16 protein-coding genes are annotated in these 16,512 nt (G+C 44.6%); 14 read left to right on the top strand and 2 right to left on the bottom strand.

The genetic code is table 11. The features are described 5' to 3' along the window. Positions 1-6 precede the first annotated feature (6 nt). Both DFQ00_RS30365 and DFQ00_RS21480 read left to right on the top strand, forming a co-directional pair. The gene (locus DFQ00_RS30365) at positions 7-114 is read left to right on the top strand and encodes an IS3 family transposase (protein ID WP_425271016.1); all 108 of its coding nucleotides are present in this window, start codon (positions 7-9) and stop codon (positions 112-114) included. 222 nt (positions 115-336) lie between these two features. Then, positions 337-1,611 carry an ABC transporter substrate-binding protein gene (locus DFQ00_RS21480; protein WP_110898526.1) on the top strand — a complete coding sequence of 425 codons (1,275 nt, stop codon included), beginning with the start codon at positions 337-339 and terminating at the stop codon, positions 1,609-1,611. Here the strand turns inward: DFQ00_RS21480 and DFQ00_RS21475 are convergent. After that, complete coding sequence (locus DFQ00_RS21475) at positions 1,608-2,687, bottom strand: hypothetical protein (RefSeq protein WP_110898525.1); 1,080 nt, start codon at positions 2,685-2,687, stop codon at positions 1,608-1,610. The genes DFQ00_RS21480 and DFQ00_RS21475 overlap by 4 nt on opposite strands. 167 nt (positions 2,688-2,854) lie before the next feature. After that, positions 2,855-3,091 (bottom strand): DUF2626 domain-containing protein, encoded by a 237-nt coding sequence (locus tag DFQ00_RS21470; RefSeq protein ID WP_110898524.1) that lies wholly within the window; start codon positions 3,089-3,091, stop codon positions 2,855-2,857. 314 nt (positions 3,092-3,405) lie between these two features. Here DFQ00_RS21470 and DFQ00_RS21465 point away from each other — a divergent pair, with 314 nt between their 5' ends. The 12 genes from DFQ00_RS21465 to DFQ00_RS21410 all read left to right on the top strand — a co-directional run bounded on the left by DFQ00_RS21465 (position 3,406) and on the right by DFQ00_RS21410 (position 16,507). Continuing rightward, complete coding sequence (locus DFQ00_RS21465) at positions 3,406-4,056, top strand: RsfA family transcriptional regulator (RefSeq protein ID WP_110898523.1); 651 nt, start codon at positions 3,406-3,408, stop codon at positions 4,054-4,056. A 168-nt stretch (positions 4,057-4,224) separates the two neighbouring features. Further along, positions 4,225-5,199 carry a ketopantoate reductase family protein gene (locus DFQ00_RS21460; protein ID WP_110898522.1) on the top strand — a complete coding sequence of 325 codons (975 nt, stop codon included), beginning with the start codon at positions 4,225-4,227 and terminating at the stop codon, positions 5,197-5,199. Continuing rightward, positions 5,199-5,573 carry a DUF3397 domain-containing protein gene (locus DFQ00_RS21455; RefSeq protein WP_110898521.1) on the top strand — a complete coding sequence of 125 codons (375 nt, stop codon included), beginning with the start codon at positions 5,199-5,201 and terminating at the stop codon, positions 5,571-5,573. Before DFQ00_RS21460 ends, DFQ00_RS21455 begins: the two co-directional genes overlap by 1 nt. Positions 5,574-5,723: 150 nt before the next feature. Further along, complete coding sequence (locus tag DFQ00_RS21450) at positions 5,724-7,424, top strand: peptide ABC transporter substrate-binding protein (protein ID WP_110898520.1); 1,701 nt, start codon at positions 5,724-5,726, stop codon at positions 7,422-7,424. Positions 7,425-7,614: 190 nt separating this feature from the next. Beyond that, positions 7,615-8,547 (top strand): ABC transporter permease, encoded by a 933-nt coding sequence (locus DFQ00_RS21445; protein ID WP_110898519.1) that lies wholly within the window; start codon positions 7,615-7,617, stop codon positions 8,545-8,547. A 47-nt stretch (positions 8,548-8,594) separates the two neighbouring features. Then, the gene (locus DFQ00_RS21440; protein WP_425271050.1) at positions 8,595-9,476 is read left to right on the top strand and encodes an ABC transporter permease; all 882 of its coding nucleotides are present in this window, start codon (positions 8,595-8,597) and stop codon (positions 9,474-9,476) included. A 17-nt stretch (positions 9,477-9,493) separates the two neighbouring features. Continuing rightward, positions 9,494-11,263 (top strand): ABC transporter ATP-binding protein, encoded by a 1,770-nt coding sequence (locus DFQ00_RS21435; protein ID WP_110898517.1) that lies wholly within the window; start codon positions 9,494-9,496, stop codon positions 11,261-11,263. A gap of 153 nt (positions 11,264-11,416) precedes the next feature. After that, positions 11,417-13,048, top strand: a complete 1,632-nt coding sequence (gene bshC / locus DFQ00_RS21430) for a bacillithiol biosynthesis cysteine-adding enzyme BshC (RefSeq protein ID WP_110898516.1) — start codon at positions 11,417-11,419, stop codon at positions 13,046-13,048. A gap of 57 nt (positions 13,049-13,105) precedes the next feature. Beyond that, positions 13,106-14,371 (top strand): adenosylhomocysteinase, encoded by a 1,266-nt coding sequence (locus DFQ00_RS21425; protein WP_110898515.1) that lies wholly within the window; start codon positions 13,106-13,108, stop codon positions 14,369-14,371. A 274-nt stretch (positions 14,372-14,645) separates the two neighbouring features. Further along, entirely contained in the window at positions 14,646-15,083 is a 438-nt protein-coding gene (mraZ, locus tag DFQ00_RS21420; protein ID WP_110898514.1) for a division/cell wall cluster transcriptional repressor MraZ, read from the top strand. Positions 15,084-15,101: 18 nt separating this feature from the next. After that, positions 15,102-16,052 (top strand): 16S rRNA (cytosine(1402)-N(4))-methyltransferase RsmH, encoded by a 951-nt coding sequence (gene rsmH / locus DFQ00_RS21415; RefSeq protein WP_110898513.1) that lies wholly within the window; start codon positions 15,102-15,104, stop codon positions 16,050-16,052. 26 nt (positions 16,053-16,078) lie between these two features. Beyond that, on the top strand, positions 16,079-16,507 hold the full coding sequence (locus DFQ00_RS21410; RefSeq protein ID WP_110898512.1) for a hypothetical protein: 429 nt from the start codon (positions 16,079-16,081) through the stop codon (positions 16,505-16,507). The last annotated feature ends 5 nt before the right edge of the window (positions 16,508-16,512 follow it).

The raw sequence follows: 16,512 nt of genomic DNA, 5'->3' as shown, positions 1-16,512 counted from the left end.
GCCGAGATTCGACAAGCCGTGGAGGATTACGTGTACAATTACAACTACCGACGCTTTCAAGCCAAACTCAAACAGCGCGCACCGATTGAATATCGATGCGCGCTGGCAGCATAGCTTTTTTTCATCTGTCTACTTGACAGGGGGATGACCAATAGTCGGCTTTTTTTGTGCTAAAAAAACAAAAGCAAGTTGTTATACAGAACTGGATATGCTCGTAATATGCAAAAGAGTTGAAAAGTGTTTTTTGGCAGGATAGGACAACAGCACTATATATTTGTTACAATGATTGTTGCGGGAAAATATCAGAATAACGAAATGATCTAAGGAGGAGAGTGAATGAAGCGTAGACATCAAGTGGTTTTATTTGCAGTGCTGCTGCTTTCGCTAACGATCCTTTCCCCTAGCTTTGATTTTAGAGGTTCGCAGCATAATCAGGAACGAAATCAAGAGAACGATACATATCCGGGTACTTTATCCCGAAATGACGATACAAGTGCTCCTCTGAATGTAACAGTAGCGATGTCTAAAGAGGAGTTTACTGCTTTTGAGAAGCTGGCTAAGGAAGTGGCGGCTTCTCGTTATGTTGAAGTTAACCTTCGGAATGTGGAACCCGGAGATTATGATGATGTGCTAGATCAGGAGTTTTCATTGGGGGAGAACGGAGATATTATTCTGCTCGAAAATGACCAGGTGCAGCTTTATGCCAAAAAGGGATATTTGCTACCGTTAAACGGGACGCAGCTATCCAAATCCATGGGAGAAACGGTAGCTGAACTACGCGCCATGACAGAGTGGAACGGCTACGAATGGGGCATACCCTTTGATTTTGATCCCTATGTGATGGGGGCTAGAGCATCATTTTTGCATAAGGCTGGACTGCAAGCGTTCCCTAACAATAAAGAGCAGTGGTCTAAATTGGTCCAGGAGGCTCAGGCAGAGGGCACGGCTTTAATTTCGCTTGGCAAGGATGATATTGTAGGGGCGAGTGTGTGGATGGGCTACTTAACGCCCGGAATGAGTCCGGATCAAGTGTTGCGGTTACAGTCTGCGTCTCCGACGGGTGAGCTTCAACGTGGAATCAGCTTGCTGAATGAATTGCAACCTTATATTACAATGATGTCTGCTCTTCCTGTTAATTTTGCTTCAAATGATAAAGCGCATACGCCGTTGTTTGTTACCACACTGTCACGGATACTTTATACAGATGAAGCTTCACCCGATGTAGAAATATTACGTCCGTCCGTTTCGCTGGAACCACTACAGGCGGTAAGATCCAGAAGTCTGGTCATTACGGCTGGTTCTGTAGAGACGGATGCGGCGAGCCGATGGATTGAGGGAATGAGGTCTGCGACGGTGCAGAACAAGTGGCATGTCCAGGCAAAGCGCTTTTCTGCAAGACAACATGAGCAGAATCAGCAAGCTACACAGGTTCAGGCGCGTTATAAAATTTTGCTAAAGCCATTTTGGTTCACGAAAGACGACAATCCGGTTAGGGCGGCTGAACGCCAAGCGATGCTTATTCGCTTTCAGAAACAAGTCCGGCAGTTACTCCAGGGGGACATAAGTGCAGCCCAATATGTGAACAGCATCAGAAAGGCGGCTACCCCCTAGAACGAAATCGCTAATTTTACTTCCAGAACACCTTCATCCGTAGAAACATCGGTTGCTTTGACAAAGGAAAGAATTTTCTGCGGATAGAAACCAAGATCAAATTCTCTCTCCAGCATGCTACGTGTTGTGTCTGGCAGCTCGAGCTGATTAAACACCAGCTTATCTACATGAAAGCGAATGGCATTTTGCGGTTTATTCTCAACCGTGTAATGCCCTTCAATGCTAAGCTGTAATTGATCACGTTGACCTGAAGCTGTAATTTTGTCCTGGTCAAAGGTAAAAGCAAAGTCGTTGAAGATTTCATTTTGCGAGCGCAGAAATGTATTTAATTCGTCTTGTCCAATGCGTATGGTATATGTCGTTCCTGTGGTGGAGATGGCTCCATTTTGCTTCTGAATAAAATCAGGCAGATTCTGCATTGCTGATGCCAGTGCTTTGAAATAACGTTTTACCTCGTATATTCCGATGTTTTCCCAGTACAAAGTCAATTCGTTCATTAATTTCTGAATAGCTGCCGCGTCCCCGCTGGCGGTTATTTGTTTATCAACCTCTTTTTGCAGTGAGGCCACACGTGTGCGCTGATTTTGAAGGTTTGTTTTCATCTCCACCAGTTCTGCAGAGGTTTGCCGAATTTGATTAGACGTTTGCTGAAGACTGTTATATCGGGTTTGATACTTGTCCAGTGTGGCTTGATCTCTGCCAATAATAATCTGATAGTAGTCATACAGCACAAACAAATCCTTAAATGATTTTGCTCCAAGCACCGTCATAAGCAGACTGTCCCGCTCTCCCGTATAATAAGACCTAACTACGGCTCCTGCCCGTTCTTGCTGGATATGTATCTCCTGCTCCTGCTGCTTTAGCTGTGCAGATAACGTCTTATGCTGGACGGCTAACTCCTCCTGTTTTTTGGCGATGCGCTCAATTTCATGATCTATCTCCACAATGGATAACGTCTTTTGTAAAATGGCTTGTGTATCTTCAGGTGTAGATTCTCCATAAATATAAGCTGATGTAGGCTGCAGGAACAATCCAATCGTTAATAGGATGGCTGTTAACTTATGTCGAAGCTTCACCAGGCATGCTCCTTTCCCTACGGACTTGATTTATTCTTCCAGACAATATATGAAATGAATACGCAAAATATCCTTATTGGTTACATAACACTATAGCTTTAGATGTAATCTGAGGACAACAAAAAAGCAATCCGACATAACCGGATTGCTTTGATGCTGCTGGCGGATTAGAGCGGCAGTCCCATTTCAAATACAGTCCAATAGCTGAACCCTGTGAACGTCACGATCATATAACCCCAGAAGAGCAATATGTATGTGCGTTCTGTAAACTTCAAGTATCCCAAAAGGACAAAAAACGCAGTCTGCAGGAAGAATAGCAAGGCCATTTCGACCAAATCTCCTGCAAAAGCCATCAGGCCAATCGCAAGCGTGAAGAACCCGAGTACCCGAAACATGCGTGCCACGGTAAATCCTCCTCTCTTATGTACGTTCATAGATTGTCTACACAACATTATACCGACAAAGGAAAATCGTGTAAACAAATTTGGATATGAAAGCGAATTCTTTTTTTGGGATATGAACTCAAAAGCAAGGGGATTTGGATCAATTACGTATGAGGGACCTTGAATGTGGAAATACATTTTAGTATGAAAATCAATTCTATGAACTCTATGAGAGGCATAAGAATGAGTAAAGCAACTTTTATACCTAATTCACATAACGGTTTACCGGTTATGCGGACGGTTATTTCAGGATGGTGTTAGGAGGGTATTATAGCATGACTGCAGTGAGACAGGATGCTTGGAGTACAGAGGATGATTTGATTTTGGCAGAGGTTACATTGCGTCATATTCGGGAAGGCAGCACGCAGCTGGCCGCGTTTGAAGAGGTGGGTGAGAAAATAGGGAGAACCTCAGCCGCATGCGGATTTCGCTGGAACAGCTGTGTACGTAAAAAGTATGAATCAGCCATCAGCAATGCCAAAGCGCAAAGACAAAAACGGAGTTATCTCAGAAAACAGCCAGCTATGCTTGGTCCGCAGGTCGCTGCCCTGTCCACGATGGACACGGAGGAGGGGATGTACAAGACAGATGGTATGACGGATGAGTCTCTCTCCATTGATGCGGTAATTCGCTTTTTACGGCAGTGGAAGGGTACTGTTCAGGAGAGTAACCGGCAACTTAAAATGCTCGAGAAGGAGCTGCGTGAGAAGGAAGATGAGCTGCTTGAGCTCCGTTGTGAAAATGACCGCCTTTCGAAGGAAGTTAATGAGGTGCAGACGGATTATCGCGTAGTCAACGATGATTACAAAGCATTGATTCAGATTATGGATCGTGCACGCAGGCTTGCTTTTTTATCAGAAGAAGAAGAGGAACTCAAAACAAGGTTTAAGATGGATGCTAACGGAAATCTGGAACGAATTGAGTAGTGTGATTCGTTCTGGATACAACATTGTAATATGAGCCCGCCACACCTCCGTGACATTACGGCAGGTATGACGGGTTTTTAGTGTGAGCATTTTGTTCTATTATAGAAGAAGAAAGATTTGAACAGGATGTCTGAAGGAATTAAAAAGGTATGAAAGCGAGGGCATGATATGAATATAGATGTTGTTGGAGCAGGCTCGTTAGGTCTTCTATTTGGAGGCAAGCTACAGAAGGCGGGTATTGGAGTACGATTCTGGACCAGAACCCTGGAGCAGGCGGAGCAGCTTCAACATAAGGGCATTATGATCACGGAGAGAAGTGGAGAAGTCTATATCGAACCGGAGGCTGTTCAGGCCAGGCCTGTATCGGAACTGGCTGAGGTTTGGCGTGAGACGCCAGGAGATTGGATGCTGCTTACGGTAAAGCAAACACATGTGCATGATTTCATAGATCAGATTAGATCGCTGAAAGATCTGAGTGAACAGCATTATTTAAAAATAGCTTGTTATCAGAATGGTATTGGACATCTGGACAAGCTTCAAGCAGCTTTACCGGGTTGTTTGTTATGCAGTGCAATTACAACGGAGGGCGTAAAGCGTGAAGCGTTTCGGGTGCAACGGGCAGGGGAGGGGGAGACACGCCTTGGTTTGAGTGTTACTTCAGTGAAGAGAGAGGGGCCTACAGATGAGGAGCAGACCATATTTACTTTGGCGAGGCTTATGAAGCAGGCAGGATTTGACTGTACAGTGTCGAATGAAATCGATAAGCTGATATACAGAAAACTGTTAATTAACGCGGTAATTAATCCGCTTACGGCGATATGGAGAATCCCCAATGGTGAACTGCTTCAACGCATAGACAGATTAAATATGATGAGGCAGCTGTATGATGAGGCATTGGGTGTATATGAGGCTATGGGAGTGCAAATGGATGAGGACTTGTGGGAACAGGTGAAGGGCGTGTGTCGTAGCACGGCTTCCAATACCTCCTCCATGCTTGCAGATGTATTGCATAAACGCACAACAGAGGTTGAATCAATTAATGGATCAATTGTAAACATGGCGAAGCAGTTTAATCTGAATGTATCTGCACATGAAACGCTGCTTCATCTGATCCAAGGCATGCCATCAGAAGGAGTGAGTTAATGGAAATTTTCATCGTATTGAGCATATTGCCCTTTTTTCCTTTTCTTCTAGTGTACTGGGGCATGATTGTTTGGAAGAAGGACAAGTCAATCGCGCTGCGAACAGCGATGGATGTCACGACATTTTTTCTTATTTTCTCTGTATCAGCGTTATTCAACTTAACATTTGATTCGAATTTTGGATTTTATTTAACGTTAATACTCATACTAATTGCGCTTGGATTTATCGGAGGTGCGCAAAATCGACTAAAAGGGAAGGTCGACGGGGGAAGAATGTTTCGGGCCGTATGGCGCATGTCATTTGTTATCATGAGTTTTGGGTACATTTTGTTTACTTTATTTGGATTATTTAGATACATTATGAATCAAATGTGAGGTTACATAACGCGAAAAGCCCAAATATTGTGTCGATTTTGTCGAAAACTGAAAAAAACATTACTTTCTGAAAAAGTAATGTAGATTTTTTTGACCGGTGGTTGTATAATCTATAAACATAAACCACATCAATTTAGGGGGAAAAGTTAGATGAAAAGGAAAAGTCTATTAGTCCTTTTGACGCTGATCTTGGCGTTCGGTACCGTACTTGCAGCGTGCGGATCGAAAAATGAAGGCAAAGGTACCACAACAGATAACAATTCTGCAAGTGAAGAAAAGGGACTTGCCAAAGATCAGGTTCTGAGAATTAACTTGTCAGCTGAACCTCCTACGTTGGACCCGGCTCAAGCAAAAGACAGCCAAACCAACACTGTTTTGAAGTTCTTGTATGAAGGTCTTGTTCGCATTGGTGCTGATGGTAAAGAAGCTCCTGGTGTTGCTAAAGACTGGAAAATCTCTGAAGATGGTTTGAAATATGTGTTCAACCTGAACCCGGATGCTAAATGGAGCAACGGTGATCCTGTAACAGCTGAAGATTTCGTTCGTTCTTGGGAACGTGCGTTGAAACCTGAAACTGCTTCTCCTTATGCATACCAATTGTACTACATTAAAGGTGCAGAAGGCTTTAACATGAGCAAGGATGCGAATTTCAAAGGTACTAAAATTACTGATTTCTCCCAAGTGGGTGTGAAGGCTACGGACGAGCACACACTTGAAGTAACGTTGGAAAACCCAACACCTTACTTCCTGGGTCTGACAGCATTCTATACTTACTACCCAGTACACAAGTCAGCTGATACAAATGACAAATTCTTCACTGATTACAAAAACATGATCGTTAACGGACCATTTGTAATGGATCAATACGCTAAAGGTCAAAAAATTGTTGTGAAGAAAAACGAAGGCTACCATGCAGCAGCTGATATTAAATTGACTCAAATTGATATGTCCCTGACAAACAGCAGTGCTTCCGAACTGCAAGCATACAAATCAGGACAATTGGACTACACAGGTGCACCTAACGGTGAGATTCCTTCTGACCAAATTCCAGCAGTAAAGGCTGAACTTCCAAACGAGTTCAAAGCTACTGGTATTGCGAGCACGTACTACTATCTGTTCAACGTACATGAAGCACCATTTAACAATCTTAAAATCCGTAAGGCATTTGCAATGTCTATCAACCGTCAATTGATTGTTGATAAAGTAACGCAAGGTGGACAAATTCCAGCATTTGGTTTCGTACCTCCAGGTATCCGCGGTGAAAACGGCGAATTCCGTGACGAGCACAAAGATGATTATTTCAAAGAAGATGTAACTGAAGCTAAAAAATTGCTTGCTGAAGGTATGAAAGAAGAAGGCTACACTACGTTGCCAGCAATCACTTTGATCTACAACACAAGTGATGGTCACGCGAAAATTGCTCTTGCAATTGCTGATATGTGGAAACAAAACCTTGGTGTTGATGTGAAAACAGAAAACCAAGAGTGGGGCGTATTCCTTGAGAACCGCCAAAATCAAAACTTCCAAATCGCTCGTGCGGGCTGGTCTGCTGACTACAACGATCCGTACAACTTCTTGGAAATGTGGACTACTGGTAACACAAACAACGATCCAAAATTCAGCAACGAGCAGTATGACAAAGATGTGAAAGACACTGTAAAAACAGCTGATGCGGCTGCACGTATGACTTCATTCGCTGACGCTGAGAAAATTCTGATTCAAGATGAAATGGGCTTAATGCCAATTTACTACTACACTAACGTATCTTTGACTAAGCCTTACCTTAAAGGTGTACAACTTGATTTCAGTGGAGCAATTGACTTCACTCGCGCATATCTGGAAGAGAAGTAAGTTGTTCTGAAGTCTAATATGATTACTTCGGGATATATATGTGGAATTCCATATATATCCCGATTTTTTTGTATGTGCACTGATTTTCCTTATAATTCTTGAAATTTCCGATAAATGGATTGGACTTTATTGCGGTCTGATTCTACAATCGATTTGTATACAAAATATTGTTTATGGAGGTGTGCAAGGGTTGGTTAAGTACGTTTTGAAAAAACTGCTATTTATGCTGCTATCGCTTTTCATACTCGCATCGATGACCTTCTTTCTGATGAAGCTCATTCCTGGTGACCCTTTTACATCGGAGAAAAAAGTATCTCCTGAAATCCGTGCACTCTTGGAAACAAAGTATGGACTGGACAAGCCGATGTATGAACAATACCTGAAATATATGGGTGGAATCGTCAAAGGTGACTTTGGAGTTTCAATGAAGTATCTGAACCGTGATGTGTCCGGTATGATTGCGGAAACATTCACTGCTTCATTGAAGCTGGGTGTGTTTGCGATTGTTATTTCAATTATTGTCGGGGTATTGCTGGGTCTGCTTGCAGCTGTGTATCACCGCAAACTAATTGATGATGTAACCATGGTTCTTGCTGTTATCGGGATCGCTGTACCAAGCTTCTTGCTGGCATCCCTGTTACAGTATGTATTTGCATTTAAACTGGGCTGGTTTAACGTTATGGGATTCGATGGACCATTGGACTATGTGCTTCCTGTCGCAGCTCTATCTGCATCACCGATTGCCTTTATCGCACGTCTAACGCGTTCAAGCATGCTGGAAGTTTTACATGCAGACTATATCAAAACGGCGAAAGCTAAAGGTTTGAAATGGCCTGCCATCATGTTTAAGCACGTTGTACGGAACGGTATTTTGCCTGTTGTTACGTACGTAGGACCAATGACAGCCAACATCATCACAGGTTCTGTTGTTATCGAGCAGATCTTTAACATTGGCGGAATTGGTAAAGTGTTTGTGGAAAGTATCACAAACCGTGACTACACAATGATTATGGGGATCACTATCTTCTATGGTATTCTCTTGATGTTGGCACGTTTCCTTACAGATATCGCTTACGTATTAATTGATCCTAGAATTAAGCTGGAAAGCCGGAAGGGGGCATAACGTTGTCTGGCACGAATAATAACAATAATGGAACGGCGAACACTGACCTGAACAGTCAGGCAGCGGTGAAGCCGCAAGAAAGCATATCCCTTTTTAGAGACGCGATGTACAGATTGGCTACCAACAAAGCTGCAATGATTAGTCTGGGTGTATTGGTTCTTGTTGTACTCTTTGCTTTGATTGGACCAACTTCTTTGTTTACAAAGTACAATTATTATTCTAATGATTTGCTTAATGCGAACAGTGCACCAAGTGCGGATCACTGGTTTGGTACAGACGATCTGGGTCGTGATGTATGGGTAAGAACATGGGTCGGCGCGCGAGTTTCCTTGACCGTTGGTCTTGCTGCGGCGTTGATTGACCTTGTGATCGGAGTAATCTATGGTGCGATCATGGGTTATTATGGTGGACGTGTTGATGGTATCATGAACAAGTTTTCCGAAATTTTGTACTCTTTGCCATACATGCTGGTAGTTATCCTGCTGTTGGTTGTTCTGGAGCCAAGTCTTACAACAATTATTATTGCACTTACCATTACAGGCTGGATCAGCATGTCCTGGATTGTACGTGGTGAGATTATGCAGCTGAAAAATAGAGACTTTATCCTTGCCGCACGTTCGATGGGTGCAAGCACTGGACGTCAATTGTTCCGTCACTTGTTGCCAAATGCGGTCGGACCGATTATCGTTACTTTGACATTGTCTATTCCGAATGCGATCTTTGCTGAAGCCTTCTTGAGCTTCCTTGGCTTGGGTGTATCTGCACCAAGATCTTCCTTGGGATCAATGATCAACGATGCACTCACAGGTTGGACACTGTATCCATGGCGGATGTGGTTCCCTGCGGGTCTGATGGTTGTTACGATGCTTGCATTTAATTTGCTCGGTGATGGATTGCGTGACGCACTTGATCCGAAATTACGTAAATAGAAACAGGAGGTGGGATTATGGAGCCGATTTTAACAGTCAAAGACTTGAGTGTATCGTTCTCGACACGTTCGGGTGAGTTTGATGCCGTTAAAAATGTAAGTTTTGAAATTGGCAAAGGAGAAACGCTGGGAATCGTAGGTGAATCGGGTAGTGGTAAGAGTGTTACAGCCCAAACCATCATGAAATTGATTCCCTCCCCGCCTTCGAAGGTTAAGAGCGGAGATATTACGTTTCACGGGCAGGATCTGTTGAATAAAACAGATAAAGAGATGGAATCGATTCGTGGTAAAGATATCGGTATGATTTTCCAAGATCCGATGACTTCCTTGAATCCTACAATCAAAGTGGGTAAACAGATTACGGAAGTATTGCGTAAGCACCAGAATATGTCCAAACAAGCTGCGAACAAAGCTGCACTTGAAATGCTGGAGCTCGTAGGTATCAAAAATGCTGCAATCCGTATGAATCATTACCCGCACCAATTCTCTGGTGGTATGCGTCAGCGTGCCATGATTGCGATCGCACTTGCTTGTCGTCCGTCTTTGCTGATTGCGGATGAGCCGACTACAGCGCTCGACGTTACAATTCAGGCTCAAATTCTGGATTTAATGAAGGACATGCAGAAAAAGCTGGGCACCTCTATTATGCTGATTACACATGACCTTGGGGTAGTAGCGGGGATGTGCGACCGTGTTGTTGTTATGAAGGAAGGCGAAGTTGTTGAAACGGGAACAACGGCTGAAATCTTCAGCAACCCGCAGCATCCATATACGATCAAATTGCTGAACGCACTTCCACGTCTGGACGAGCCGAAAAAGGAAAAACCGACTCCGGCAGGTATTGTTAAAGGCAGCAACAAACCTTTGGTTCAGGTGAAAAACCTGAAGCAATACTTTAACCTTGGTAAAGGTAACATCCTTAAAGCCGTTAATGATGTGAGCTTCGATATTTTTGAAGGAGAAACACTCGGCGTTGTAGGTGAGTCAGGTTGTGGTAAATCAACAACTGGACGTACGATTTTGCGTCTTTACGAGCCAACGGGCGGAAGTGTGAACTTCAATGGAACGGACATTTACAAGCTGTCCCCACGCAAAATGAAGGAAATGCGTAAGGATATGCAGATGATTTTCCAGGATCCGTATGCATCGCTTAATCCACGTTTCAACGTTATGGATATAATCGGGGAGTCTCTCGATATTCATGGCTTGGCAACAAGCACTAAAGAACGTAAGAGACGCGTGGAAGAGTTGCTTGATCTGGTAGGCTTGAATCCGAGTCATGCACTGCGTTACCCGCATGAATTCTCTGGTGGACAGAGACAACGGATCGGGATTGCACGTGCGCTTGCCGTTGACCCTAAATTTATTATCTGTGATGAGCCGCTTTCAGCGCTGGACGTATCCATTCAGGCACAGGTTGTTAAATTGCTTGAGGAACTGCAACAGCGTCTTGGCCTGACTTATCTCTTCATTGCTCATGACTTGTCCATGGTTAAACATATCAGTGACCGCGTAGCGGTAATGTACATGGGTAAAGTGGTAGAATTGGCAGAGAGTGAAGAATTGTACTCCAATCCGATCCACCCATATACTAAAACACTGCTTTCTGCCATTCCGGTACCGGACCCGGAAGTGGAAGCGAATAAACGCCGTATTTTGCTGCCGGAAGAACAATCTGGCCCGATTCAAAATGCTGCGGGCGGTTCTGTAAATGATCCATACAATCTGGAGAATGCTCAATTAATTGAGGTTTCCAAAGGACATTGGGTAGCAGAGCCTTACGTATAATAGTTGAAAAACGAATATGCTATTATATACATCATAACCGCCGACTTGTTCGGCGGTTTTTTTTATGTAATTTATGACTTTGCTTTGACGAAGAGCTACTGAATTCGGTACAATCAAGGAAGGCTCTTTGAAGCAGAATAGGAGGCAGACCTCATGAAAGGGATTACCGAGGCGCTCCGCAGCGGTTCACAGCTTGCAGAGGATTATATCTGTACGGCAGATGCTGCGCGAAGCCTGTATGAATATGATATTTGCTGGGAAAATGGCCTCCACGCACGCGCTGAATGGCTTAAACAATCGGAGCATACACGTGTTGATCGTCATGAACTGGCGTCATATTTACGTATATATAATAAACGAGTGAACAATCATGATCACGTTCACGCTTCCATTACCCGTCTTGTGGAAGAGAACGCATGGGTCGTTACTGGTGGTCAGCAGAGTGGGCTACTGACCGGACCTTTGTTTGTCATATACAAAGCAGCCAGTGTGGTTGCAGCCGCTCGTGAAGCAGAGAAGCAACTAAAGCATCCGGTTGTACCTGTGTTCTGGATTGCAGGTGAGGACCATGACTGGGATGAGGTTAACCATACGTATTTGCCTGACCCTCAGGGGGATATGCGCAAAGTAAAACTGCAGGGTCACTTTACGGGAAGAGATTCTGTCAGTCATGTGCAGGTGAAATGGGAACAGTGGGAGCATACACTTGAGCAGGTGGAGCATTTGTTGCCTGATACCATTCATAAGCCTGGACTATTAAAGCAGATTACGGAAATCCATCGTGCCAGTTCTAATCTGAGCGATGCCTTTGCACGCATTATATCGGTTTTGTTTGCAAGCAGTGGTCTGATTCTTATGGATGCGGCTGACCCTGAATTGCGTAAGCTGGAGCAGCCTGTATTTTCACGAATGATTCAGCAAAATACGTCATTGCGTACCGCTTACCTGCAAGGTGCTTCATTAGTTGAACAAGCGGGCTATGCCATGCCAGCCGAGGTGGCAGAGGATGGTGCCAACCTCTTTTATATTCACGAAGGGGTTCGTTTGCTGTTGACACTCAAGGATAAGCTGTATCAGGATCGCAAAGGCCTCGTATCGTTTACAGAGGAGCGTTTGCTGGAGGAACTGAAGCAGCATCCTGAACGTTTCAGTAACAATGTGCTGACTCGTCCATTGATGCAGGATTCGTTACTGCCTGTGACAGCTGTTATTTTGGGGCAAGGTGAGATTGCTTACTGGGGTCTGACACGCGAAGCGTTCCGCACATTTGGATTGCAGATGCCCATATTGCTGCCGCGTCTTTCTTTCACGATTCTGGAGGATGTGCACCGTAAACATATGAAGCAATATGGACTTTCTTTCCAGGATGTACAGTATCTTTTGCAGGAAAAGAAAGAGAAGTGGCTTGCACAGCAGGAAACGTTCCAGGTGGATGAACAGTTTACGCTCATTCGTGAGCAGTTTATGACACTGTACCGCCCGCTACTGGAGCAGGTTGCAGAGCTGCATCCTGGACTTAGCCGGATTGGTGAAGCGAACATGGGGAAAATTCATGAGCAGATTCAATATCTGGAACGGCATACTCGCAAAGCTATTGAAGATAAACATGCAGTGGATTTAAGGCATTGGAACGGTATCCAGAATGCTCTGTTCCCGATGGGGAAACCGCAGGAACGAGTACATAATGCACTCTTTTACCTGAATCGTTATGGAACCGACTGGATCGAGAAATTGATTAAGGCCTCTGCAGAATTCCGGGGGCAGCACCAGGTTATTGAATTGTAAGTATGTTGATAGTATGGATTTTTCAATAGAATAAACACATATGAGGAGGAGATAGAGTTGACTACATCTTCACTGCAGAACAGTATTGTTAAAGATATGGGACTTGCTTCAGAGGGACATTTAAAGATTGATTGGGTTGAGGCGCATATGCCGGTGTTAAACCGAATCCGTCGTCAATTTGAACAAGATCTTCCATTTAAAGGTTTGAAGGTTGCGATTTGTCTCCATCTGGAAGCAAAAACGGCTTATTTGGCAAAAGTCATTCAGGCTGGTGGTGCTGACGTGACGATCACGCATAGTAATCCATTGTCCACTCAAGATGATGTTTGTGCGGCTTTGGTTGAGGACGGCGTGACGGTATATGCTAAGTATAATCCGGAGCCGTCCGAGTTCAAGGCATTGCAGCTTCGTGCCCTTGAAGTGAAGCCTGATCTGATCATTGATGATGGCGGAGATTTTGCAACAATTATTGCTTCTGAGCGTCCTGATCTTGCTGCTACGATTCGCGGCGGGGCAGAAGAAACGACAACAGGAATTATTCGGCTGAAAGCTTTGGCGAAAGAGGGACAGCTGAGATTCCCGATGGTTGCTGTGAATGACGCATATTGCAAATATCTGTTTGATAACCGCTATGGTACGGGTCAATCGGCTTTTGACGGGATTATTCGTACAACTAACCTGGTGGTTGCTGGTAAAAACGTTGTCGTTGCTGGCTATGGCTGGTGTGGCAAAGGAGTAGCGATGCGTGCCAAAGGACTGGGCGCCAATGTCATTGTCACTGAAATTGATCCGATTAAAGCGGTAGAAGCTCATATGGACGGTTTCCATGTGATGACCATGCTGGAGGCAGCGAAGCTCGGAGATTTCTTTATCGCAGTGACCGGGAATAAGGACGTCATCACAGGAGAGCACTACGATGTGATGAAAGACGGAGCAATTTTGAGTAATGCGGGTCATTTTGATGTTGAGGTTAACAAACCAGAGCTCGCTAAACGTTCCGAATCCATACGCACCGTTCGCCGTAATATTGAGGAGTATCGCTTCAAGGATGGTCGCAAAATGTATCTTCTTGCAGAAGGACGTTTGGTTAATCTGGGAGCGGCTGACGGGCATCCGGCTGAAATTATGGACACCACCTTTGCATTGCAAGCGCTTGGTCTGCGGTATGTGAGTGAAAACTATGAGACGCTAGGTAAAAACGTGGTAAATGTTCCTTATGAGATTGATCAGCAGGTCGCAAGTTACAAGCTGGAAAGTTTGAATATCGCGATTGATGCCTTGTCAGCTGAACAGGAAAAATATTTGGATAGCTGGAAATTTTAAACGATATCCATTAATTACAAGCTGATAAACTGATTCAAAAGATATAAAATGGTGTATTGAAGATATGGCTCATATGCGGGTATACATACGATTGCCCGTAACTGGGAAACGTCTTTGATCCTGAATGACAGGATCAGAGACGTTTTTTTTGATGAACTGAAAATAAAAAACAGGAATGTCAAGAAGGGTTTTGATTTTTTTAACCGAATCTATTATGCTTAGGTGGTGGAAAGTGGGGCAAAGTGGGGGAAATGGGTGAGGAGTGAGTGGGCCAATGTTTATGGGAGAGTTTCAACATAGCATTGATGATAAAGGTCGGGTCATTATTCCGGCCAAATTCCGCGAATCTCTCGGACCTTCTTTTGTTGTCACACGGGGTTTGGACCAGTGTCTTTTCGTGTACCCCATGGAGGAGTGGGGGGTCATGGAACAGAAGCTCAAAGCACTGCCGCTGATGAAGTCTGATGCACGTGCGTTTACCCGGTTTTTTTTCTCAGGCGCAACCGAATGTGAACTGGACAAACAGGGCAGGGTAAATCTGCCGGGCAACTTGAGAGAGTTTGCCAAACTGGACAAGGATTGTGTTGTTCTTGGTGTGTCCAACCGGGTGGAGATTTGGAGCAAAGGCATATGGGAGAGTTATTTCAATCAATCCGAGGAAGCATTCAACGACATTGCCGAAAAGCTGGTCGATTTTAATTTTGACTTATAACGTAAGGAGGGGTGCAGGTTGTTTCACCACATAACCGTACTCAAAGAAGAGGCAACCGAGGGACTAAACATCAAGCAGGACGGTATATACGTGGACTGCACTTTAGGAGGCGCGGGACACAGCTCCGTTATTGCATCCAAGCTAGGTCCGGGGGGACGTTTGATCGCACTCGATCAGGATGATTGGGCTTTGGACAATGCACGTGAGAAGCTCGCTGCTTATGAAAACCAGGTAACATTGGTGAAAACCAATTTTAGAGATTTGGAGCAGGTTCTCAAGGAGCTTGATGTTCCGATGAAGGATGGCATACCGCAGGTTGATGGGATTTTGTATGACCTGGGGGTATCTTCTCCACAGTTTGACGAGGGGGAGCGCGGATTCAGCTATAATCACGATGCACCGCTGGACATGCGTATGGATCAGGATGCTTTTCTGACAGCCAAGGAGATTGTGAATGAGTGGCCAGAAGAAGAGATTGCCCGAATTCTTTATCGTTACGGGGAAGAGAAGTTTTCCAAGCGGATCGCTCGTGTCATTGTGGAGAAACGCAGTAAGTCCGAGATCGAAACAACAGGTGAGCTTGTGGAATTGATCAAGGAAGGTATTCCGGCGGCCGCTCGTCGTACCGGTGGACATCCTGCCAAACGAAGTTTTCAGGCACTGCGTATTGCTGTTAATGATGAACTGGGGGCTTTTGAAGAAGGGTTGCATCAGGCTGTTCGTTGTCTCGCGCCAGGGGGGCGTGTATCTGTGATTACCTTCCATTCCCTTGAGGACCGGATATGTAAGCAGATCTTCAGCAGCTATTTGGAAAAATGTACATGTCCACCTGACTTTCCGTTATGTGTATGCGGTGGCAAAGGGACCCTGCGTCTCGTGAACCGAAAACCGCTGACGCCAACAGAAGCGGAACTTACTGAAAACTCTCGTGCGCGATCAGCCAAGCTGCGTGTAGCTGAGAAATTGTAGAACAAAAATGGAGGAGGAGCCTTCGAATGGCATATACACGTGGCAATCTAGCGGTCAAACCAAAAGCACAAGAGCGTGTAACGCAACAGAGGTACAAGGAAACTACCAAAGTTGTGACACGTCGAACGGGTCTGCCAGCCCGTGAGAAGTTTTTATACCTGCTCACGCTTGTGGCAGTGATTATTGTGGGTGGAATGCTGATGTCTCGCTACGCACATATTTATGATCTGAATAAGCAGGCTCAGTCCACGATCGCAGATGTGAAAGAAGACCAGAAGGCAATTGCTGATCTGGAAGTGGAGAAGGAAAGGCTGAACAATCAGGTGATTGAGAATGCAAAAAGTCTGGGTTACGTTGAAGCCTCCGATAAGGATGTCATTTTTGTACCTCGCACAACAACGACAAACACATCAACAGGTGCTGAATCATCCTCAAATACAGCTAGCAGTAAATAAAGAGG

This window comes from Paenibacillus barcinonensis (assembly GCF_003217495.1).
Lineage (GTDB): Bacteria > Bacillota > Bacilli > Paenibacillales > Paenibacillaceae > Paenibacillus > Paenibacillus barcinonensis.
The sequence above is the reverse complement of the archived record's forward strand: the minus strand, read 5'-3'. Positions and strand labels throughout refer to the sequence as shown.